We start from the raw sequence: 19667 nt of genomic DNA, 5'->3' as shown, positions 1-19667 counted from the left end.
ATGCGTTTTGGGAAAATATGCAGAAAAATAATATTTTTACCCAAATATGCCTTTATTAAAGCTATATAAATCAGTTGCTTAATTTTTCTTTTTGAAAAAAGACTCAAATTTTTCAGTAAGTTACACTGATTGAAAATTGTACAGGCAATGATGAATACCAGTACTGTAACAGCATTGAGCATTCAAAATAGCTTATGCTCTCGCTTTGTTTTGGTGCATTTTGCTGTAATGCTTTAATTTATCGCACGATAATGGTGCAAAGTGTAGTGCTGATTTGTTATTTTGCCAAATCACTCGCCCAGTCTTCTTGAAGCACACCTAAAAACTCGTGAAAATTTGCGGGCCGGTTGCTTGGGTCCTTCTCTAAACAAGCCAGTACTAACTCTTGAAGTAACTTTGGAACGGGATACTTACTAACGTCTGATGGTTTTGGTGGCGTGTCGTTTTCAACTGCATCTAAGATTTCATACGCTCTTTCACCGTCAAAAGGTGTTTGTCCAGTGAGTAACTCGTAGAGTACTGAACCTAGGCTATATATATCGGTGCTAAAGCTGATGTCAGGATCACGACGTATTTGTTCGGGTGACATATAGCACAGCGTGCCCTGCAGTTGACCAAGGCCGGTAACAGATTTGTTGGCCTTGTTCATCATCTGATTTTTATTGATAATCAGTGAGTCATCAATGTCATCCTCGACAGACCCATCCTTGCGCCATACTTTTGCTAATCCCCAGTCCAAAAGGAGCACTTCACCATAAGGGCCGCAAAGAATATTCTCGGGCTTAATGTCTCGGTGAGCTACACCGTGAGCGTGGGCATAACTTAGTGCTTGCGCTACTTGTTCAATCACATGTATTAACTGAGTTAAATCGTAGCGATCACGATAATCCATGATCTCTCTAAGCGTATACCCATGCACCAGCTTCATTGTGAAGTAGTAGTTGCCCTCTCTATCGCGGCCAATTTCGTAGGTAGGTACTGTGTTAGGGTGCTGTAACAGCGCCGATACTCGTGCCTCGCGGAGTAATCTGCGTTGCTCAATGGGGTCGTTTTTAAACTCTTTTCGAAGGGTTTTGTACACGACAATACGAGACAAATGCAGATCTTTGCAGCTGCGTATTTCTGACTTTCCGCCCATGGCTATGTTACCCAAAAACATATAGCGCGTATTTGGGTTCAGTGTTTCAGGTAACGGGCGATCGGTATCGTCCAAATAAATGTTGCTATATTCTTTAGAAGGTTGCTGAAATTTAAGCATTACATTTATGTCTTATTGATGTTTTTTGTGAGTCTAGCGTAAAACAAAACAACATTGCATGTTTCACACAAGAAATAGCGTGTTATCATGAAGTTGTTTATATATTACCCCGTAAAAAACCTTGTACGTATTGAAGCTAACATCGGATGATTTGTAATGAAACCCCTCGCTTGGACTTCCACCGCAGCTAGTCATCGCGGCAGTATACGCGCAGTTAATGAGGATGCATTTCTCAGCGAGCCAAACGCTAGGCTTTGGTGTGTGGCAGACGGTATGGGCGGTCACTCAAAAGGAGATGTGGCGAGCGCTTTGATTGTGGAAAAATTGGCCTCGATTATACACAATCAGCGATCGTTATCCGTCGCGTCAATTACTTCGGCCATACAGGAAGCCAATACCGAAGTTATTGAACTTTCCAAGCAACTCAAAGAAAAGGTCGGCAGTACGGTTGTTGTATTGTTTATTGAAGATGATTGTGCGCATATTTTGTGGGCGGGTGACAGCCGAGTGTATCGATATTCCAACGGTGCGCTAGAGTGCTTAACACGAGATCACAATCAAGCCGAAGAGTTAGTTGCTCATGGATTGTTAGCACGGTCAAAAGCTAACAGTCACCCAGGTTCCAGACTTATCACTCGGGCGGTAGGTACGAATGCGTCCTTGCAACTTGAGCATATCACGGTTGACTGGCACAACACTGATCAGTTTATTCTCACTTCCGACGGACTCAATGATGTGATGGAAGATCCATCAATAGTCTTCGAATTGGCAAATACTGCGTCAGACACTATCAGCGATAGACTCATTGAGAACGCACTAAATCGCTGGGCTCTTGATAATATCTCTGTCATAAATGTCTGTTGCACACCAGAAAACTAAGCCTTGATTGCTTTTTGAGCAAGCTCACCGCAATTGCCACTCGCTAAAGGGCTAAATACCCTGTACAATCCGCGCAAATTTTTATCGACTTTTTGCATCATTCTTAGTTGCAAGGCGCTACATCAAGTAGCGAATGACACAGGCTATAAGCATGAATACCACTGATATTAGTAAATTGCGTAATATCGCAATTATCGCCCACGTTGACCACGGTAAGACAACCCTGGTTGATAAACTGTTACAGCAATCCGGTACTCTTGAGACGCGCGGTGAGCACGAAGACCGTGTAATGGACTCGAACGACATCGAGAAAGAACGTGGTATTACCATTCTTGCTAAGAACACAGCAATTAACTGGAATGACTACCGTATTAATATCGTAGATACCCCAGGACACGCCGATTTTGGTGGTGAAGTAGAGCGTGTAATGTCAATGGCTGACTCAGTATTGCTGCTCGTAGATGCGCAAGAAGGTCCGATGCCACAAACTCGCTTTGTAACGCAAAAAGCATTCGCTCAGGGATTGAAGCCAATTGTTGTTATCAACAAAATCGACAAACCAGGCGCGCGTCCTGATTGGGTAATGGATCAAGTTTTCGACCTGTTCGACAACCTTGGTGCAACCGATGAACAGCTGGACTTCCAAGTGGTTTACGCATCAGCGATTAACGGCTGGGCGTCACTAGACGCTGACGAAGAAACCACAGACATGAATGCGTTGTTCCAAACTATTGTGGACCAAGTATCTCCGCCAGATGCTGACGTAGATGGTGCGTTCCAAATGCAAATCTCTCAGCTTGATTACAACTCATATGTGGGTGTAATTGGTGTAGGTCGAGTTAGCCGCGGGTCGGTTAAACCTAACCAGCAAGTGACTGTTGCAACTGCCGACGGAAAAACACGCACGGGTAAAGTTGGCTTGGTATATGGCTATCTTGGGCTTGAACGTCACGAAGTTGAACAGGCTAACGCTGGCGACATTATTGCGATTACAGGTTTGGGCGAACTTAAAATTTCAGACACTATCTGCGATATCAACACAGTAGAAGCACTACCTCCGCTTTCGGTTGATGAGCCTACCGTAACCATGACGTTCCAGGTAAATACGTCGCCGTTCGCAGGTAAAGAAGGTAAGTATGTTACCTCACGTAACATCTTAGATCGTCTAAATGACGAGCTCGTTCATAACGTTGCTCTGCGTGTAGAAGAAATGCCTGACCCAGATAAGTTCCGTGTATCTGGACGTGGTGAACTTCACTTAGGTATCTTAATTGAAAACATGCGACGTGAAGGTTACGAGTTAGCGGTATCTCGCCCAGAAGTAATCTTAAAGGAAGAAGACGGTGAAACGCTCGAGCCATTCGAAACGCTTACTGTTGACTGTGAAGAGCAGCATCAGGGTTCTATCATGGAGCAGCTTGGTCTTCGTAAAGCTGAAATGACAGATATGTCGCCAGACGGCAAAGGTCGAGTGCGTATTGATTTCATCATCCCAAGCCGTGGCCTAATTGGTTTCCAAACTGACTTTATGACACTAACGTCTGGTTCTGGCTTGCTTTACCATACATTCGACCACTACGGTCCCTATAAAGGTGGCATTATTGGAAAGCGTAAAAATGGCGTACTTATCGCCAATGCAAATGGTAAGGCGTTAACTAACGCATTGTTTAACCTTCAAGAACGCGGTCGTTTGTTTATTGGTCATGGTGTTGAAGTTTATGAAGGTATGGTGATTGGTATTCACAGTCGTGATAATGACCTAACGGTAAATGCACTTAAAGGTAAGCAACTGACTAACGTACGTGCATCCGGTACTGATGAAGCGCAAAGTCTTGTACCACCGATCGTGATGTCTCTTGAGCAAGCCCTTGAGTTTATCGATGATGATGAATTGGTAGAAGTAACACCTGAGTCAATTCGAATTCGTAAGAAGCTTCTTACTGAAAACGAGCGTAAGCGAGCGTCACGCGAGAAAAAGTAATATCGAACAATCGATGTATATTCAAAAAGCCAGCTAATTAGCTGGCTTTTTTGTGCGTGGAATAAATGTACATAGTGGCGATGTGTTTGAGGTCACACTATTATCAAATGACGCGAATACAAAATGGAGAAGAACGTGTTTTCGGTAGCCGTGATTGAAGATGATGTTATTACCCTTGATATGATTACAAATACCTTGGAAAACACGCTCGGTGCAACGGTATACCCTTTCAACCGTAGTAAGGTAGCGCGAGAGTTTTTACTGCAACAAAATTCAGACTCTCTTCAATTGATTATCAGCGACCAAATCATGCCGGATTTTGACGGCATTAGTCTTCTCCAAACCTGCTTTTATGCCAAGCTTAGTGTGCCGTTTTTTAATGATTACGGCAGACCCTAACAAAGCGCTGGTGATGTCTGCTCGAAAGTTTGGCGTTAGCGGCTTCTTGGCCAAACCACTCGTAATGAGCGAGTTGGTAGACAAAGTATCTTCAGTGTGTTCATTAGCTAGCGGCTCTACTCGGTAATGATAAAGGCAGAAACGTTCTAAATTATTCTGTGTTTGCACTGGTGCAGTAAGGTGCAATTGATTAGAGTAAGCCCATGAAACAAAGGCTAAATAGGATGCCATCGTGAGTTTTAACTTTGATCAAACCCCCGATAGGGAAGGGACGTTTTCACTGAAGTGGGAAAAATACAAAGGCAAAGACATTATTCCCGCTTGGGTGGCTGACACTGAGTTTAAAGTGGCCCAGCCTATTCTTGATGCTGTGGGAGCCCGTACAGCCCACGGTAATTTAGGTTATTACTTGCCGTCTGCTTACCAGCCTGCGAATGACGCGGTACAACGTTGGTTGAAAGACAAGCACGATTGGCAGATAGAGAAGGAATGGATAGTCTGGACGCCTGGTGTTGTTCCTGCTTTTAACGTGGCAATAAAAGCCAACTGTAAGCCCGGTGATAAAGTGATTGTACAAACCCCTAATTATCCGCCGCTATTGGCTGCACCTAAAATTAACGGAATGGAACGTGTGGATATTGGCACCGTTATCGAAAACGGGCGTTACACCCTTGATTTTGATGCCCTAGAGCGTAATGCAGCCGACCCTAAATGTACCTTGCTTATTTTGTGCAACCCGATGAATCCAGTAGGTTCAGTGTTGACTCAAGATGAGTTAGATCGCATCGCTAGTATTTGTAACGAGAATGACGTGGTGCTGTGCTCTGACGAAATTCATTGTGACTTGATTTTGGAGCCTGGCGTTAAGCACCTTCCCGCTGGAAGAGAAGATGCGTTAGCAAACAATAGCATCACTCTGATGGCGGCGAGTAAAACATTCAACATCGCTGGTTTGGGAACCTCCTTCGCCATTATACCTGATCGCAAGTTGCGCGCTGAATTTACACAAGCCTCTGCGGGTATTGTTCCTTGGGTAACTATTTTGGGGTTGGTGGCGACAGAAGCTGCATTTACGGTATGTGATGATTGGCACGACGCAGAACTGGCTTATTTGCGAGACAATCGCGATATGGTCTTTGACGCTATTAATAGTATTGAAGGTTTAAGTATGTTGAAACCAGAAGCAACCTTCCTAGCTTGGATAGACGCAAGTAAACTGGGTGTGGAAAATGTCATGGAGTGGGCTGAATCTAAAGGTGTTGGTCCTTCACCGGGTGTAGACTTCCAACAAAAAGACCACTTCCGTATTAATTGCGGTTGCAGTGAAGCGATGTTGCAGCAGATTTTGTCTCGCCTGTCAGCATAGCTAAACAACAGTGATTGATTAATATGACAGGTGATACCCTCCCCATCGCTGTTTTTAATGCGCTCTATGAAGATAGAGCGCTGTCGTCTTTACTGCCCGATCAATTTGAGATGGATGGGATCATTTTTGCAGTGGCAGCATCACCTGAAATTCCCATGCCCGAGCAATGGATGCCATGGGTTATCCGCAATAGCGCAAATCGTTTAGTTAACCATCAAGTGAACGAACTTGCAGATTGTTTAATGAATGGTTTACGTGGGCATCTTCAATGGATGCGGGATGACAAAGTTGCACTACCTAATCCTTGTGTTTTTATTGAAGGACAAGTCGAATTACCAAATTCACTAGCCCACTGGCTCAATGGCCTGTTAATTGGACATAAACATTTAGAACCCGTTTGGAAAAATGCTTGGGAGCGGTGTGCCAAGTTGGAGCAAAAAAGGAAAAAGTCCTCGCCGGTGTTGAAGCGCCAGAGGACCGATTGGCTCGATGTTTGAAGTTGTTCTCTACATTGGCTGATTTGGACTTAGCGTTGGCTCAAAGGTCTGAGAGCAATGCTGCAGCGTTGCAACAAAATGTTCCATTACTTTGGAAACAACTACCTTCGATATTGAAAGACTATGTGTCGTTGGCAGGAGACCTTGCTCAGGCACTGCCCAATCAATTTGAGTCTTTTACTCAAAGTTAGACACAGTAACTAACGTAATTTTTGCCGCTGAGTTAGTGAGTTGCGCAGAGATACCATGTAGGTATCAAGTTCTGTTTTGGCTTGTTCGTAAGCTTCGTTAAGCTCAACTGAACTGGGCTCTTGCATGAGCGCCTTGAATGCTATATCCGTTTTTAACAGTAACGACTTTAAATGGATATTACTGTTCTCCATATCCTTTCCTTTTCCTTTCGGTTAAACCGATAACGTCCTTGAACTGCAAATATATATCGATTTACATGGGTTTTACAACGGCCAAAACGACTATCGCAAGTAAAACCAATACAGGGGCTTCATTTAAAAAGCGATAGAATTTTGAGCTGTGTGTGTTTTCGTCTCTTTCAAACTGCTTTAACAACTTAAATAAATAGAAGTGATACCCGTAAACTGCAAGTAGCAGGACCAACTTTACATGTAGCCAGTGAGATGCTTTAAACCATGCCAACCCGTAGCTGTGAATTAATAGTCCACCAAAAACAAGGGTTAACACTGCAAAGGGCGTTACAAAAAACCACAAACGACGCTCCATTACTTTAAATTCATTTTTGACGTCTTGAGAGTCAGTTGAGGCGTGATAAACAAACAACCGAGGCAAGTAAAATATGCCTGCCATCCAAGCAACCATGAAAAAAATGTGTAGTGCTTTAAACCAAAGAATAGCCATTGTTAGTAATGTGCCTTTTGCAAATAACTCTGTAACGTACTCCAGGTAACCACCCCTATGATGTCCTGGGGTTCCTGGTCATAAATATAAACTGCCCCTAGTCGAGAGCGCTTTAGTTGTTCATGAACTTCATGCAAGGTCGACTGAGAGTTCAAGCCTTCCATTTCGTGATAAATCAGAGGGTGAGCGTCGTGCTCAAGACTCACATTGTACTGCACTAGGCGATATTGCACACCTATTTCAAATACCGAAGCTTGAACTACGATATGGGTTGGGTTGTGAGATAAATACTCTTCCATTGCTTTCTCTGGAGCGTCATAGAAGATTTTGTAGTCGGTTTGCATTGCAGCCAGCACGCCGGTTTTCTCAAGAGCTTCTCTAATCGAAGATATGGCATAGGGCAGGTTTTGATAATCCAGCTGCCGGATGAATATAGAGCGATTACCAAAAAATTGAGTAGAGGTTACATAAGCGGGAACAATAACCAGCATGGCCGGTAATATGATCTCTGGACTGTACGAAAGCTCCATTACCGCAGAAAGTGCTGCTAACGGTGCGTGTAATACTGCAGTCAGCATTCCTGCAATACCGAGTAGTGCAAAGCTGCTGGTAAATTCAGGAACATCAACAAACATCGACAATGGCAATAATAGTACGGCACCTGCTAGCATACCTATCACCATTACTGGCCCAATAATACCACCGGGAACACCCAATCCAATAGCACACACGGCTAGTCCTACTTTACACACTAATACTGCCACGAGTAGTAAAGTACCTGGATCGCTGTTAAACAGAGCCTCTACATCGATAAATTGAGCGCCGAGCGCTTCGGGTAAAATGGTACCCACTGTACCTGTAATCAATGCTGCGAGAATGAGACGCCAAATCATAGGAACTGGCCTAAACAAGGTCATTACTCGCATAAGTTGGTTATTAAAAAGGGTTGCTAGCATCCCAAGCAATACACCCAACAAGATAAGGTACAAATACATCCATTCACTGAACGCGTTAAACGACAGAAACGCTAGTTCATTACCTTCGCCAAACACCATACGGGTGAGCACAGACCCACAGGCCGCAGCGAGCATGATAGGGACAAAGATGTGAATCTTGTATTCTCGCAACACCACCTCCATGACAAAAATTACCGCTGCAAAAGGCGTGTTAAATGAAGCAGAAATACCGGCTGCAATACCGCACCCTGCTAGAATTCTAATGCTGTTGTAGGGAAGGCGTAACCATTGACCTAAGAAACTACTTCCTGAAGCTCCTAAATGCACAGAAGGCCCCTCACGACCTACTACAAAGCCGCCAGCTAACGCCAACATGCCACCAAAAAACTGATTAATTGTGGTGCGAATAGGAATATGACCGTAGTGATACTTAACGCGATGAATAACAAAAGGGATACCCATGCGATAGTGCTTAAACCCTGTTAGGTAGGCAATAACAAGAATAACCATGACGCTAATAAGGGGCATAAGCAACCAAGCAGGCCATTCATTGTTAAACCAAGCTTTAAGGCTACCGAACCCAGAAGACTGTAGCCATTCCACGCAAAGACGAAACAGAATGATAAGAAGTGCGGCGCAAGTACCACCAACAATGCCCAGTAAACACAATTGTATAGATGTTCTGGGAGTGGCAACTTCCTGTCGTAGAGCTTGCGTGCGCATGATGTGATAGAGTAGTCCAATTCTAGCTACCAGCTTATCACAATCACTTGCATTTCATAACGTTAACTAAAATATATATTGAGTGGTTCAACCATCAGGCAGTAAAGGCATGACGACAGATCAGTTAAAACACTTCCTCGGCAATCACAAATGGTCATTGCTCGTGGGTATATCTATGATTTTAATGTTGGGCTTTGGATATAAGCTTGCGCACTTAGAGGAACGTTATCAATTGCAAGCTTTGGATGCGGCCGAGACAACCTTAGCGCTGCTTGATCAAGAAAATAGTGAACTCACTACACAGGTAAACCAGTTAGAGGTTGCCTTATCTGTCGTTAGCATGGAAAAAGAAAGTTTACTCAGTGAAATCACAATGCTCAAAGGGGAAATGGTAGAACTTGAGCAACAAAACGCGTTTTATCAGCGTGTAGTCTCACCAGAAAAATCTCAAGAAGGTTTTATTGTTGATGACGTGTTGGTTGAAAATACTCCCAACGGTGCCTTTGGGCTGAGGTTTGTTTTGCTTCAACAAAAACAAAATCGCGCCGTTGTAAATGGCAACCTGTCTGTAACGCTGAAAGGTACAAATGATGGCGAAACCTTCGATTTGACCACAGGAGATGCTGACTTTGTGGAATCACCGATAGCATATCGATTTAGATACTTTCAGGCGGTGAATCTCGAGTTTACTCTTCCCGACGGCGCTGTTATTGATGAGATAAAATTCTCAACGACCGTCTATCAATATCAACGCCGTGTTGGAGTCTATGAGGTGTCATATGATTGGAATGAAGCACTGTTAGACTCACAATAATAGTCACTTGCATCATTGTTAATTTTATGTAACATCAAATTGTTAGAGAGTGGGTGCTTTTGATATCTTGCAGCTGAACTTCTCCTAAGCTGCCTGATTAGTTTAGTGGGGAAATAAGGATAAGAAAATGGATTGGTATTTAAAGGTAGTAAAAAACTACGTTGGTTTTTCTGGACGAGCGCGCCGTAAAGAATATTGGATGTTTTTTCTGATTAATACGCTAATTAGTATCGCACTAACCGTTGTTGATACCGTTGCAGGAACCGCAGTTCTTGGCCTTGTGTATGGTCTGGCGTTATTGTTGCCATCTATTGCGGTGGGTGTCAGAAGACTACATGACACAGCGCGTTCTGGCTGGTGGTTGTTATTAGTGCTTATTCCACTGTTGGGACCGATTATTCTCATTATCTTCTTTGCTCAAGACAGTAAAGATGAAGGTAATAATTTTGGGCCAAACCCCAAAAGTGAGCTTGCCTAAATAATATCAACAACGCTGGAAAGGGGACTTTCTGGCGTTGTTTTCACTCACGCCATTCATCCCTATCACATAGATGTTTGATATTTACTCACATACTCAGGTTTAACTCACATATCTATTGCTGTAAGAGCGTAATTTGATACAGTTGAATTACAAGACTCAGTAAAAAGCTGGGCAATCGCGCTAACACATTCTTGCAGGTAACAGCAATGACAGATCCATGCTTTCGCATGAAAGGGACAACACTCACCAGTATTGTTGTCGAGGTGCATCGTTTTGCGCCAGACGAGTTCAAACAACAGCTCTCTGATAAGGTGCAAAGCGCACCACAATTTTTTACGCGCTCCTCATTAATTCTTCACTTAGCAGTACCACTTTCTGCCACTGAGTTTGAATTACTTGTTGCTTTATGTCGCCAATTCGAACTACAGCCTATGGCCGTAAAGGGCGAAACTCAGGGCCTGAAAGGTATTATTAATGACTTGGGTTTGGCGGATGTCAGTCAAAGTAAATTCACCGACAGTGCGTTAAAAAGCCCACAAAAGCCAGCGCAAAAAACTGCACCTCAGCCAGAACCTCAAGAAGTAGTGAAAACGGTAACTGTGGAAACACTAAAGCCTGCAAAGGTAGTTAACCGTCCTGTTCGCTCTGGTCAGCAGATATATGCAGACGGATGTGACTTGGTCATTACTGCAGCCGTGAGCGAGGGAGCAGAAGTACTTGCTGATGGCAATATTCACGTATACGGCACTCTGCGCGGACGTGCGCTCGCCGGCGCTAAAGGAAACACGAATGCGCGCGTTTTTTGCCATTCGTTAGACGCTGAACTTATCTCTATTGCTGGTCAGTTCGTCATGCACGACACCATCAAAAGTAAATGTTGGAAACAACCCGCACAAATCTATTTAGAAGATGACACTCTGCAGATAGAAGCTCTTGCATAACTGATTATCTTCATTGAGGAAAAAACATGGCAAAAATTATCGTTGTAACTTCAGGTAAAGGCGGAGTAGGAAAAACTACTTCAAGTGCTGCAATAAGTACGGGACTAGCACTTAAGGGCAACAAAACGGTCGTTATCGATTTTGATGTGGGCCTGCGTAACCTCGACCTTATTATGGGTTGCGAGCGACGAGTAGTGTACGACTTCGTCAACGTAATCAATAAAGAAGCTACGCTGAAGCAAGCGCTAATTAAAGACAAACGCACAGACAACTTGTTTATCTTACCTGCGTCTCAAACTCGCGACAAAGACGCACTGACAATTGAGGGCGTCCAAGCGGTATTAGAAGAGTTAAAGCAAGAATTTGATTTTATCATTTGTGATTCTCCGGCAGGTATCGAGCAGGGAGCGCAAATGGCACTATACTTTGCTGATGAAGCTATTGTGGTGACAAACCCAGAAGTTTCTTCGGTACGTGACTCGGATCGAATCTTAGGCATTTTACAAAGCAAATCTTTACGAGCGGAGCAAGGTAAAGCGGTGAAGGAGCATTTGCTACTTACCCGTTACAACCCAGAGCGCGTAGAAAATGCTGAAATGTTAAGTGTCGCTGATGTTGAGGAAATTCTTGCGATACCATTGCTTGGGGTAATACCAGAGTCAGAATCGGTACTCAAGGCGTCCAACCAAGGGTTACCCGTCATTCTTGATGACGAAGCCAATGCGGGACAAGCCTACTCTGATGCTGTAGCGCGACTATTGGGTGACGAGGTAGAACACCGCTTCTTAGAAGCTGAGAAAAAAGGTTTCTTTAAGCGTTTGCTTGGAGGTAAATAATGGGTATTTTTGATTACCTAAAAAAGAAAGAAAAACCGAGTACTGCCTCTGTTGCTAAAGAGCGCTTACAGATTATTGTTGCCCATGAGCGACGCAAGCGCCAGGAACCTGATTATTTGCCAATGATGCAACAAGAAATCATCCAAGTGATTCGAAAGTACGTCAGCATTGCAGATGATCAGGTCTCAGTACAGTTGGAAAATAGCGACGATTGCAGTGTTTTGGAGTTAAACGTTACATTACCAGAGAGCTAGGTCAGCTGTTTTTTGTTGCTGTTTGTATAGCGGTAATCCCTAATTGTTGCTCAGCTAACGCTATTAAAGACTCGTCTATGGGGGGAGGGCTAACGTCAACCCCTTCGCTAAGTTGAGCTACTAAAGTTCTGAGAACCGCTACTCTTGCGTACCACTTGTGTTCGCCATTAATCAGTTGCCAAGGCGCTTGTTCGGTATGAGTGTATTTGAACATATCGTTAATCGCTAGCTCGTAGTGCGGGCGCATGGCTCTATTGCGCAAGTCGGCCTCGGTAAGCTTCCATCGTTTGTAAGGGTTGTGTAGTCGCTCCTCAAAACGATTACGCTGCTCTTCCTGAGAGATGTTGAGGAAAATCTTGATAACCCTCACACCATCGTCAATTAACAAGCGTTCAAATTCATTAATCTCTTGATAGGCCCTTTGCCATTCTTTATCACTTGCTAATCCCTCGACACGCTCTACCAAGACTCGGCCGTAATATGAGCGATCAAAAATGGCGAGTGTACCTGCAGGGGGCAGTTTGTTCTGAAATCGATAGAGGTAATGTCGGCTTTGTTCGTCTTCGGTAGGTGGGCCAATGGGATACACTCTAACTCCCCTTGGGTCTAAACGCTCTGTAACGCGGCGAATCGCTCCGCCCTTACCTGCTGCATCCCACCCTTCAAATACAATGATAGCCCTTCGATTTTGATGATAATACGCTTGCTGTACGTGAAGGAGTTGTTCTTGCCATATTTTTAGCTCACTGCGGTATTGCTTCTTATCAGCAATCTTTGGCGCGCTTCCACTCTGAGGGAGCATCAGGGGAGTTGAATTTATCTCAATGGAGGAAACCGCGTGTTCAAACATAGGCAAATACAGAGTAATTCATAATACAAATTATGGTTGTAGCTTATTCCACTGGTCAGGTACAAGCATCCATTGGCAAAACTTTGTGCTACATCAAAGTGGTTTTTTTAACATTGCCGAAGATCTTACGGCAACTTGAGGATAGAAATTAGCTCTTCTGCTAGTGCTTGTTCGTCGCCTGATAGGTTTTGGTTTTGTGCAATTCTATTGATGGTAGATGCTAGCAGAGAAATATCACCAAGTTTTCTCTTGTCAGAAAAGAACAACCTTCGAATCAACTTCAGTAAAGAGGCGATGTTAGCGGCAGGCGCTTCTAGAAGTAGTTGTTGAATATTTATACTTCGAGCATCTGTGTTTTTAAGTAATACCTTGAGCGCTTGATATTGCAAGGTATTGTTGTCTGACATTTGATAAACCCGAAAAATATCATCAGAAAAATGTTGTGCTAAGTTTTTATGCTCTGTTTTTGATAAGTGTTTAAAAAGCCGTTCGTAGTGCATCGCCCTCAAATCCAACGTAAAAATATCGTTGACGTAATCAGCCAGAAGTTGATGGTTTTCTAGTGAAAACGTCAGATCAATCGCAGCGTTGATGTCGCTTTGTTGTTCGCTATAAAGCAAGCTGTCGATTGCAACGATTCGTTGTAATGAATTGCCTTGCATTAGAATTGCTTGAAGAAAATACTTCTTTTCACCAGCCTTAGCTTCTGTAAACAATCGCAAGACTTGGTAATAGACACTATCGCTGTTAGCAGCTGCTTCAGCAAGGGTATGACTTGCAGCACTAGGAAAGTTGGCAATAGTATCTTCTGTTAATTCACCAGCCAATATGTCTAGCCATTGTTCTACACTCTGAGCTCTTTGAGCGGGGTGAATGACGTGTGTAGAAGTGGAAGAATTTAATGATACAGGTACCTTTGAAGCACTCTGCGTTAGATATAGGCTAGTAGCAAATTCGGCTTCATTTTTTTCTTCAGAGTGTGTTGAGTTGTTATTAAGCGATGTGCGCGGAGCTTCAACTTCAAGCTGAATAACAAATCTAACCGCAAGCACGAGGCTTGCGGTTAGGGTTGCAGCTAAAAAGTAGTATGCCTTATTCATTTATAAGTTGCTGGTCGATGTATGTATTAAAGGTGTTTCCAGAACTAACATACGGCGCGTTCGTTTTTCCGTTTAGCGATGTATTGGATACTGCTATTACGGTTTTTGCTTGGCGTGCAGCGGTTGAGCCATCACCATTAAACGTATTGTCAATTAATTCATTGTCAGTGCCGCCTAAACCCTCAAAAATGACACCACGATATTTACCTCCACCACCTAATGGAGATTCTGAACCTGCAACCAATCCGCCTAAGCTTCGCAGTGTATTATTCGTTACACGAGTGTTGCGCGTGTTTTCTAACAAAATCCCGCGCACTGAGCGAACAATTTGATTTTCGTCAATAGTGATATTAGACGCTAATCGACCGGAAATATTTTCCTTAATGCTTAATGCCACAGCACTGTCTTCAACATAGTTAAGTCGCATTACAATACCGTCAGCACCTCGCTTGCTCGAGATCCCGTCATACACGCGTTTAATAATGTTGTTAACAAGGTGAAATTCACTTCGCATGGTTGCGTCAGAATTATTTGCAGACACGTATATTGCGGCATCTCTAATTCCGTAGAATTGGCTATTATTCACCTCTCCACGTTTAACCGAACTCATGAACACTCCACTGTCACCACCAGCGTCAAAAGCCGTTTTCCCCGCACCAATGGTACCTCTCATGAGCACGTTATTAACTATGGCATTATCAATACGCTGAGGTCCGTTATTCCAGGCCCCTCTGATAGATAAAGCATCTGCAGTGGCTTCAGTACCTTGTCTTGATGCTGGTACTCTGCTTTGAATGGGGACGGTGGTAGAGTTCAGTGCCTTTGAAAACTCAAAGTTACCCCCGGTCCAAGTCACATTAGCGTTACGCCCATCACTGTAACGGCAAGTATCAGAACTAGTTTCAACTACGTCTAGACTGAACATATCGCCATTGAGTCCTTCGGCTGCACGAAATGACGCACCTGTAGCATCTACCGTCAAATCTCGTCGTACAACGATTTTAATAGGCTCATCAATAGTGAACGTCCCTGTTATTGTCACGGCCTGTCCTGTGTTGGTTGCGCGTTGTAGTGCTTGTACCAAGCCTGCAACATCTCCACTTGCCGGATTAAATGGGTTAGCGGTACAACTATTTTCTGTTGCTGTCGCGTTACCTGAAAGACCAAAACTCAATGCTACCGCAGCAGCCATACTGACTACTGTGTTGAATAGCTTTGCTGGTGTTTTAACTTTCATACGTTCTCCTATTTCCTCTTTATTCGACCAGTCACTCAAGGTTTTTGGCCATGTATGGGCGCAATTCTGCGTTATTTTGATTATTTTTAGTTGTTAAAGATTGTTAATGATTTGTTTTAATTGTTTTTGGAGGGTAAATAGTTGAGTGGTTTTATGCAGCTTTTTTTAAACAAATTTAGACTAATGGCGAAGTTAGCCACTTGCCCCATTAAACTATGCCGCTTTCCTTTCGCTATACTTGATTGATTTACTCAGGTATTAGATAATCTCCGCAGTTTTGTTTGATAGCACGTGTAGTGCGAGAGGAAGGTATGTCTGTAGAAACAGCGTTGCCCATCGAATTTTCAGATGCTGCGGCAAGTAAAGTGAAAGCGCTCATCACGGAAGAGGAAAACCCAGAGTTAAAGTTACGGGTTTATGTAACGGGTGGCGGTTGCTCTGGTTTTCAATATGGCTTCACGTTTGACGAGAAAGTTAACGAAGGTGACATGACCATTGAGAAAGACAGCGTTACCTTGGTCGTAGATCCTATGAGCCTTCAATACCTCGTTGGTGGTGTTGTTGATTATGTTGACGGCCTAGAAGGCGCTCGTTTTTTGGTGGAAAACCCAAATGCGACGACAACCTGCGGTTGCGGTTCCAGCTTTAGCATCTAGCTCTCGGTTATATCAGTACTTTCTATTTCCCTTTCTTTGTAAGTCGCTTTATGCCTACACTGGCACATATTCATACAAAGAAGGGAAGTAGTCATGAAACTATACGGTTCTACCACATCGCCATATGTTCGACGCATTCGGATTGTCTTGGCACAAACTCCCCATGAGTTTATTGACCTACAGATTTTTGGGGGTAAAGATCGAGAGTTACTCGCCTCAAGAAACCCCACATTAAAAGTCCCCTGTTTAGAAGATGAAGGGGAGATGATTTTCGATTCTCGAGTTATTCACAGCTACTTGTCTGAAAAGCTCAATCTTGACCCGCTGACATGGGAAGAAGAAAATCTACTCACCTTAATCGATGCTGCTAACGACTCTTTTGTACAGCTTCTCATATTACAGCGTTCTGAGTTCGATATTAACGATGAGAAGTTGTATTTCCGTTTACAGAATGAACGTATTGAAGCGGTGCTTTCTACATTGGAAGCTCAGTTGTTAGAGGGTGGCTTTTCTGGATGGAGTTATCCAGAGATATGTTTATACACTATGGTGGATTGGTGTATTTTCCGAGAGTTACACGACTTCGCTTCCTATCCAACACTGTTAGAGTTTCATGAGAAGCATCAGGATCGTATAGAGCTAACTGCTACCGATCCTCGTCAGTAGCCTTTAGCAAAATCAAACTGGTACATCAGAGGTTCGTTGTTTAAAAAGCGTTTCGCGTTAGTGCAAAACACTGAAGCAACGTCCTCTGGGCTAGATTCGGCAGCTGTGTGAGCAGTGATCATAATATTGGGATGATGCCAAAAAGTGTGATTACTGGGCAAAGGTTCAATATCAAATACATCTAAAATGGCTGCTTTCAACCTGCCACAATCCAATGCCTCAAGTAGTGCTGACTCAACAATTGCACTGCCTCTTCCAGCGTTTATCAATATGGCATTTTCAGGCAACGCCCTGAAAAATACTCGATTTAGTATTCCCCGAGTCCCAGGCGTGTCGGGCATTAGGTTAACAACAGCGTCACATCGCGATGCAAACCGCTCTAGCTCATCTACTGAATAGATTCGCTCATATCCTGCTTGTTGTGCTCCTGAGCGAGTTAGTCCAACAAGTTTCATATCAAAACTTTGTGCTACGGGGATAAGGCTTTTCGCTATATCTCCGGCACCAAGTACGCCCAGTGTTTTACCGATAAGAGGGGACCGTGTAGATCCACACCAGACAGGCGGGGATTGTGCTTGGTTTGCCTGAAAGGTTGGAATATTTCGCGAAAAATAAAGTAAATGGGCAAACACATATTCCCGCATTAACTTGCCGAAAATGCCTTTGATACCCGTGAGTTGATAGTCGTTTTTTTCAAGGGCGAGTAGGGGCGCATTCCCCGCCCACGTGGATTGGCACCACTGTAGATTTTTGCATTGTGGAATAATTTGAACGGCAAGATCAGGATCAGAAAGAAGCACACTCACTCGCTGTTTGTCGATTGCATTAGGGTTATCAGTGCATTGCACTATCGGCAGACTACTCGCTACGCTATGGCTTTCATGCGCATTAATCCAATGCTCTAGGGCTTTGGCATCTCTGCTTAGAATGGTCAGTGTGCTATTTGATGTGTCGAATTCGCTCATAAACTTCGCTGTTAGTAAACATTTCTTTCCTCTTGTTTAGGTGCTTGTCATTGCCCTAGGTATTCAAAAGCGTATCGATTGAATTTACATTTTCGTAACAAAAGAGGAGAAGTATTCCATGAGTAATACCCTACACAATAACGGTTCAATAGAACATGCTAAACGTCTTTCACCACGACGAAATACCTCGAATGCTGAAAACATCGAGGATCTCGTTGCAGAGCAGTTGAGCCATTTTGGTATTGAGCAAGACTCTGAGTATGGCTCAGCACTCGCCAATACAGCGAATCACTTATATCACGCACAGACAGATATGATGCAGCTTTGGGACATCACCAGCAGCACGCTGAAAACGCTGAGCAAAGAGGATAAATTAGCTTATTTCAACGCTAAGAAGTTTCTCTCTTTCCAAATAGCAAAAATACTCGATACGTTACAAAACCCCTTTAGAGCGACCTATCAGAGCCTATCAGGGGGAAGCGGCACGCAAGCGCATTATCCGTTGTTTGACAATGTTACTGCGCTGTTTTCGGCTACGCCTGTTATCGTCCGCACTGCCACTTATGTTTATGCCTGTACAGAATGGGTAGACGATGCGTTTCAAGGTAAAGAATTTACTCATCAGATATACTCGCGCTTGTTGAACCCCACTAATATTTCTCTGGCAAATGCCATTGTAGATATGGAAGCTGGCCCCTATGCAGCCGATTACATGGCGTGGAATTTTAACTCTGGTATGGCCGCAATAGATGCTTTGTTGTCGAACGTTTTGCATCATGGTGATGTGCTTATCGTTTCTCGAAATGTCTACGGGGGAGTGTACCAGCTACTGCATGATTACTTTGCCAAGTCACACCGAATGGACATTCAAATCGCGTGGTTCGATGGATACGAGACTACTGAGTTTGACGTCTTCCTTGAAGAGACTAAACAAAAACATGCAGAAAGGCTGGCCGGTGGCGCTAATCTGCATGTTTACCTTGAATCACCCTGTAACCCCCATGGCTTTGTACTAGACGTACCGGGAATTTGCCAGCTTGCGCACAATGACGGAGCGTTAGTGATGCTGGACTCTACCTTAGCCACTCCTGTGCTCCATACGCCTTTGCAACATACCGAAAAAGCCTGTCGACCTGACTATGTCGTTCATAGCTACACTAAAGATATATGTGGAAGCGGGGCAACCACAGCGGGTGTGGTGATCGGAGAAATGCACCGAATGTTTCAACCCAAGGGTAGTAGCGTTGATGGTGTAGATTGGTCCCGCACTTTGTTTTGGGATGTGTACTACATCAAAGGTGCTTTTCTCGACTCAGAAAAAGCCTTCGACGTACTTAATGGAATGAAAACCCTGTCGCAACGCATGATGAATAAGGTTATCAACACACAGGTATTTACTGCGTTTTTGGCGTCTCATCCCAAGGTTCGAGTGAATTGTCACGCATTGCCGCATCATGACAACGCAGCGCTTCGAGAAAAGCAGCACACTCATGGTTGGCCATGTAATTTGTTTACGGTAGATATGGCACCTGCAAACCTGTCTCGAGATGTATTTACTCGTTTTTTTGATGCGCTTGAGCCTGCGTTTAGTCATCAAGTCAGTATTGGGCAAAACAACACCATTATTCTTTGTCCTGCGTTGACGTCTCATTCTGAGTTGAGTACTGGAGAGCAAGAAAAGGCAGGGATCACGCTAACAACAATGCGTATTGCCATGGGCACCGACGACGTGAAAACCTTAATCGCTCAATTTGTACTAGCAGCCAAAGCGATTATCGAGCCTCATGAGCCGGGATTTTGTAATGCATTTATGAACAGTGACGAGCTAGATAAACTTTACACTAGTATTACTGAAAAGGTCTGTGCTCAGCACTTCTCAAGCACGCCTAGTTTGTCAACGCTACTCGGCAATGAAGATTAAGCATGAACTGGATG

Annotated in this window: 22 protein-coding genes; 14 read left to right on the top strand and 8 right to left on the bottom strand. The window is 43.8% G+C overall.

The annotated features are described in order from the left end of the window. Positions 1–277 precede the first annotated feature (277 nt). Positions 278–1258 (bottom strand): serine/threonine-protein kinase, encoded by a 981-nt coding sequence (locus tag EYS00_RS14475; protein ID WP_130637846.1) that lies wholly within the window; start codon positions 1256–1258, stop codon positions 278–280. A gap of 156 nt (positions 1259–1414) precedes the next feature. Here EYS00_RS14475 and EYS00_RS14470 point away from each other — a divergent pair, with 156 nt between their 5' ends. From EYS00_RS14470 to EYS00_RS14445, 6 genes are all read left to right on the top strand, one after another. Next, positions 1415–2137 (top strand): PP2C family serine/threonine-protein phosphatase, encoded by a 723-nt coding sequence (locus EYS00_RS14470; protein ID WP_130637844.1) that lies wholly within the window; start codon positions 1415–1417, stop codon positions 2135–2137. A gap of 151 nt (positions 2138–2288) precedes the next feature. After that, a complete protein-coding gene (gene typA / locus EYS00_RS14465) occupies positions 2289–4118 on the top strand; it encodes a translational GTPase TypA (protein ID WP_130637842.1) in 1830 nt (609 codons plus the stop codon). Between the two features lie 135 nt (positions 4119–4253). Then, positions 4254–4517, top strand: coding sequence for a hypothetical protein (locus EYS00_RS14460; RefSeq protein WP_242618782.1), 264 nt, complete (start codon positions 4254–4256; stop codon positions 4515–4517). 232 nt (positions 4518–4749) lie between these two features. Next, on the top strand, positions 4750–5883 hold the full coding sequence (locus tag EYS00_RS14455; RefSeq protein ID WP_130637840.1) for a MalY/PatB family protein: 1134 nt from the start codon (positions 4750–4752) through the stop codon (positions 5881–5883). Between the two features lie 23 nt (positions 5884–5906). Beyond that, positions 5907–6380 (top strand): UPF0149 family protein, encoded by a 474-nt coding sequence (locus tag EYS00_RS14450; protein WP_130637838.1) that lies wholly within the window; start codon positions 5907–5909, stop codon positions 6378–6380. Further along, positions 6377–6571, top strand: coding sequence for a hypothetical protein (locus EYS00_RS14445; RefSeq protein WP_130637836.1), 195 nt, complete (start codon positions 6377–6379; stop codon positions 6569–6571). The genes EYS00_RS14450 and EYS00_RS14445 overlap by 4 nt, the downstream gene beginning before the upstream one ends. Before the next feature lie 9 nt (positions 6572–6580). Here EYS00_RS14445 and EYS00_RS14440 read toward each other — a convergent pair whose 3' ends face one another. From EYS00_RS14440 to EYS00_RS14430, 3 genes are all read right to left on the bottom strand, one after another. Further along, entirely contained in the window at positions 6581–6763 is a 183-nt protein-coding gene (locus EYS00_RS14440; protein WP_130637834.1) for a hypothetical protein, read from the bottom strand. Between the two features lie 61 nt (positions 6764–6824). Further along, the gene (locus EYS00_RS14435) at positions 6825–7253 is read right to left on the bottom strand and encodes a CopD family protein (protein WP_130637832.1); all 429 of its coding nucleotides are present in this window, start codon (positions 7251–7253) and stop codon (positions 6825–6827) included. A gap of 2 nt (positions 7254–7255) precedes the next feature. Next, positions 7256–8932, bottom strand: coding sequence for a chloride channel protein (locus EYS00_RS14430; protein ID WP_130637830.1), 1677 nt, complete (start codon positions 8930–8932; stop codon positions 7256–7258). Between the two features lie 109 nt (positions 8933–9041). On the opposite strand from EYS00_RS14430, the gene EYS00_RS14425 reads away from it, so the two are divergent. The 5 genes from EYS00_RS14425 to minE all read left to right on the top strand — a co-directional run bounded on the left by EYS00_RS14425 (position 9042) and on the right by minE (position 12258). Next, positions 9042–9746 carry a DUF6776 family protein gene (locus EYS00_RS14425; protein WP_130637828.1) on the top strand — a complete coding sequence of 235 codons (705 nt, stop codon included), beginning with the start codon at positions 9042–9044 and terminating at the stop codon, positions 9744–9746. Between the two features lie 127 nt (positions 9747–9873). After that, positions 9874–10224, top strand: a complete 351-nt coding sequence (locus EYS00_RS14420) for a DUF805 domain-containing protein (protein ID WP_130637826.1) — start codon at positions 9874–9876, stop codon at positions 10222–10224. Between the two features lie 209 nt (positions 10225–10433). Next, on the top strand, positions 10434–11168 hold the full coding sequence (gene minC, locus EYS00_RS14415) for a septum site-determining protein MinC (protein ID WP_130637825.1): 735 nt from the start codon (positions 10434–10436) through the stop codon (positions 11166–11168). Positions 11169–11194: 26 nt separating this feature from the next. Then, positions 11195–12004 carry a septum site-determining protein MinD gene (gene minD, locus EYS00_RS14410; RefSeq protein ID WP_130637823.1) on the top strand — a complete coding sequence of 270 codons (810 nt, stop codon included), beginning with the start codon at positions 11195–11197 and terminating at the stop codon, positions 12002–12004. Further along, entirely contained in the window at positions 12004–12258 is a 255-nt protein-coding gene (gene minE / locus EYS00_RS14405; protein WP_130637821.1) for a cell division topological specificity factor MinE, read from the top strand. Before minD ends, minE begins: the two co-directional genes overlap by 1 nt. A 1-nt stretch (position 12259) precedes the next feature. Here the strand turns inward: minE and EYS00_RS14400 are convergent, their stop codons facing one another. The 3 genes from EYS00_RS14400 to EYS00_RS14390 all read right to left on the bottom strand — a co-directional run bounded on the left by EYS00_RS14400 (position 12260) and on the right by EYS00_RS14390 (position 15445). Then, the gene (locus tag EYS00_RS14400) at positions 12260–13108 is read right to left on the bottom strand and encodes a polyphosphate kinase 2 family protein (protein WP_373995574.1); all 849 of its coding nucleotides are present in this window, start codon (positions 13106–13108) and stop codon (positions 12260–12262) included. A gap of 125 nt (positions 13109–13233) precedes the next feature. Beyond that, on the bottom strand, positions 13234–14208 hold the full coding sequence (locus EYS00_RS14395) for a hypothetical protein (protein ID WP_130637819.1): 975 nt from the start codon (positions 14206–14208) through the stop codon (positions 13234–13236). Further along, complete coding sequence (locus tag EYS00_RS14390) at positions 14201–15445, bottom strand: right-handed parallel beta-helix repeat-containing protein (protein WP_130637817.1); 1245 nt, start codon at positions 15443–15445, stop codon at positions 14201–14203. Before EYS00_RS14390 ends, EYS00_RS14395 begins: the two co-directional genes overlap by 8 nt. A 311-nt stretch (positions 15446–15756) precedes the next feature. Here EYS00_RS14390 and erpA point away from each other — a divergent pair, with 311 nt between their 5' ends. Both erpA and EYS00_RS14380 read left to right on the top strand, forming a co-directional pair. After that, a complete protein-coding gene (gene erpA, locus EYS00_RS14385; RefSeq protein ID WP_130637815.1) occupies positions 15757–16101 on the top strand; it encodes an iron-sulfur cluster insertion protein ErpA in 345 nt (114 codons plus the stop codon). A gap of 93 nt (positions 16102–16194) precedes the next feature. Beyond that, the gene (locus tag EYS00_RS14380; RefSeq protein WP_130637813.1) at positions 16195–16767 is read left to right on the top strand and encodes a glutathione S-transferase family protein; all 573 of its coding nucleotides are present in this window, start codon (positions 16195–16197) and stop codon (positions 16765–16767) included. Here the strand turns inward: EYS00_RS14380 and EYS00_RS14375 are convergent. Continuing rightward, positions 16761–17732, bottom strand: a complete 972-nt coding sequence (locus EYS00_RS14375) for a D-2-hydroxyacid dehydrogenase (protein ID WP_130637811.1) — start codon at positions 17730–17732, stop codon at positions 16761–16763. The genes EYS00_RS14380 and EYS00_RS14375 overlap by 7 nt on opposite strands. 118 nt (positions 17733–17850) lie before the next feature. Between EYS00_RS14375 and EYS00_RS14370 the strand changes: the two genes are divergently transcribed. Next, on the top strand, positions 17851–19653 hold the full coding sequence (locus EYS00_RS14370; protein ID WP_130637809.1) for a PLP-dependent aspartate aminotransferase family protein: 1803 nt from the start codon (positions 17851–17853) through the stop codon (positions 19651–19653). Positions 19654–19667: the final 14 nt, after the last annotated feature.

The organism is Alteromonas sp. KUL49, from assembly GCF_006538345.1.
Taxonomy (GTDB): domain Bacteria; phylum Pseudomonadota; class Gammaproteobacteria; order Enterobacterales; family Alteromonadaceae; genus Alteromonas.
Note: the sequence above shows the minus strand (reverse complement) of the source record. Positions and strands in the feature narration are given on the sequence as shown.

Excerpts from the sequence above, each read along its gene's own strand:
- EYS00_RS14450 (WP_130637838.1), top strand. The coding sequence starts at position 5,907 with ATGACAGGTGATACCCTCCCCATCGCTGTTTTTAATGCGCTCTATGAA.
- EYS00_RS14435 (WP_130637832.1), bottom strand. The coding sequence starts at position 7,253 with ATGGCTATTCTTTGGTTTAAAGCACTACACATTTTTTTCATGGTTGCT.
- EYS00_RS14425 (WP_130637828.1), top strand. The coding sequence starts at position 9,042 with ATGACGACAGATCAGTTAAAACACTTCCTCGGCAATCACAAATGGTCA.
- typA (WP_130637842.1), top strand. The coding sequence starts at position 2,289 with ATGAATACCACTGATATTAGTAAATTGCGTAATATCGCAATTATCGCC.
- EYS00_RS14380 (WP_130637813.1), top strand. The coding sequence starts at position 16,195 with ATGAAACTATACGGTTCTACCACATCGCCATATGTTCGACGCATTCGG.
- EYS00_RS14395 (WP_130637819.1), bottom strand. The coding sequence starts at position 14,208 with ATGAATAAGGCATACTACTTTTTAGCTGCAACCCTAACCGCAAGCCTC.
- minD (WP_130637823.1), top strand. The coding sequence starts at position 11,195 with ATGGCAAAAATTATCGTTGTAACTTCAGGTAAAGGCGGAGTAGGAAAA.
- EYS00_RS14370 (WP_130637809.1), top strand. The coding sequence starts at position 17,851 with ATGAGTAATACCCTACACAATAACGGTTCAATAGAACATGCTAAACGT.
- EYS00_RS14390 (WP_130637817.1), bottom strand. The coding sequence starts at position 15,445 with ATGAAAGTTAAAACACCAGCAAAGCTATTCAACACAGTAGTCAGTATG.
- EYS00_RS14375 (WP_130637811.1), bottom strand. The coding sequence starts at position 17,732 with ATGAGCGAATTCGACACATCAAATAGCACACTGACCATTCTAAGCAGA.
- EYS00_RS14470 (WP_130637844.1), top strand. The coding sequence starts at position 1,415 with ATGAAACCCCTCGCTTGGACTTCCACCGCAGCTAGTCATCGCGGCAGT.
- EYS00_RS14440 (WP_130637834.1), bottom strand. The coding sequence starts at position 6,763 with ATGGAGAACAGTAATATCCATTTAAAGTCGTTACTGTTAAAAACGGAT.
- EYS00_RS14430 (WP_130637830.1), bottom strand. The coding sequence starts at position 8,932 with ATGCGCACGCAAGCTCTACGACAGGAAGTTGCCACTCCCAGAACATCT.
- EYS00_RS14475 (WP_130637846.1), bottom strand. The coding sequence starts at position 1,258 with ATGCTTAAATTTCAGCAACCTTCTAAAGAATATAGCAACATTTATTTG.
- minE (WP_130637821.1), top strand. The coding sequence starts at position 12,004 with ATGGGTATTTTTGATTACCTAAAAAAGAAAGAAAAACCGAGTACTGCC.
- minC (WP_130637825.1), top strand. The coding sequence starts at position 10,434 with ATGACAGATCCATGCTTTCGCATGAAAGGGACAACACTCACCAGTATT.
- EYS00_RS14400 (WP_373995574.1), bottom strand. The coding sequence starts at position 13,108 with ATGTTTGAACACGCGGTTTCCTCCATTGAGATAAATTCAACTCCCCTG.
- EYS00_RS14420 (WP_130637826.1), top strand. The coding sequence starts at position 9,874 with ATGGATTGGTATTTAAAGGTAGTAAAAAACTACGTTGGTTTTTCTGGA.
- erpA (WP_130637815.1), top strand. The coding sequence starts at position 15,757 with ATGTCTGTAGAAACAGCGTTGCCCATCGAATTTTCAGATGCTGCGGCA.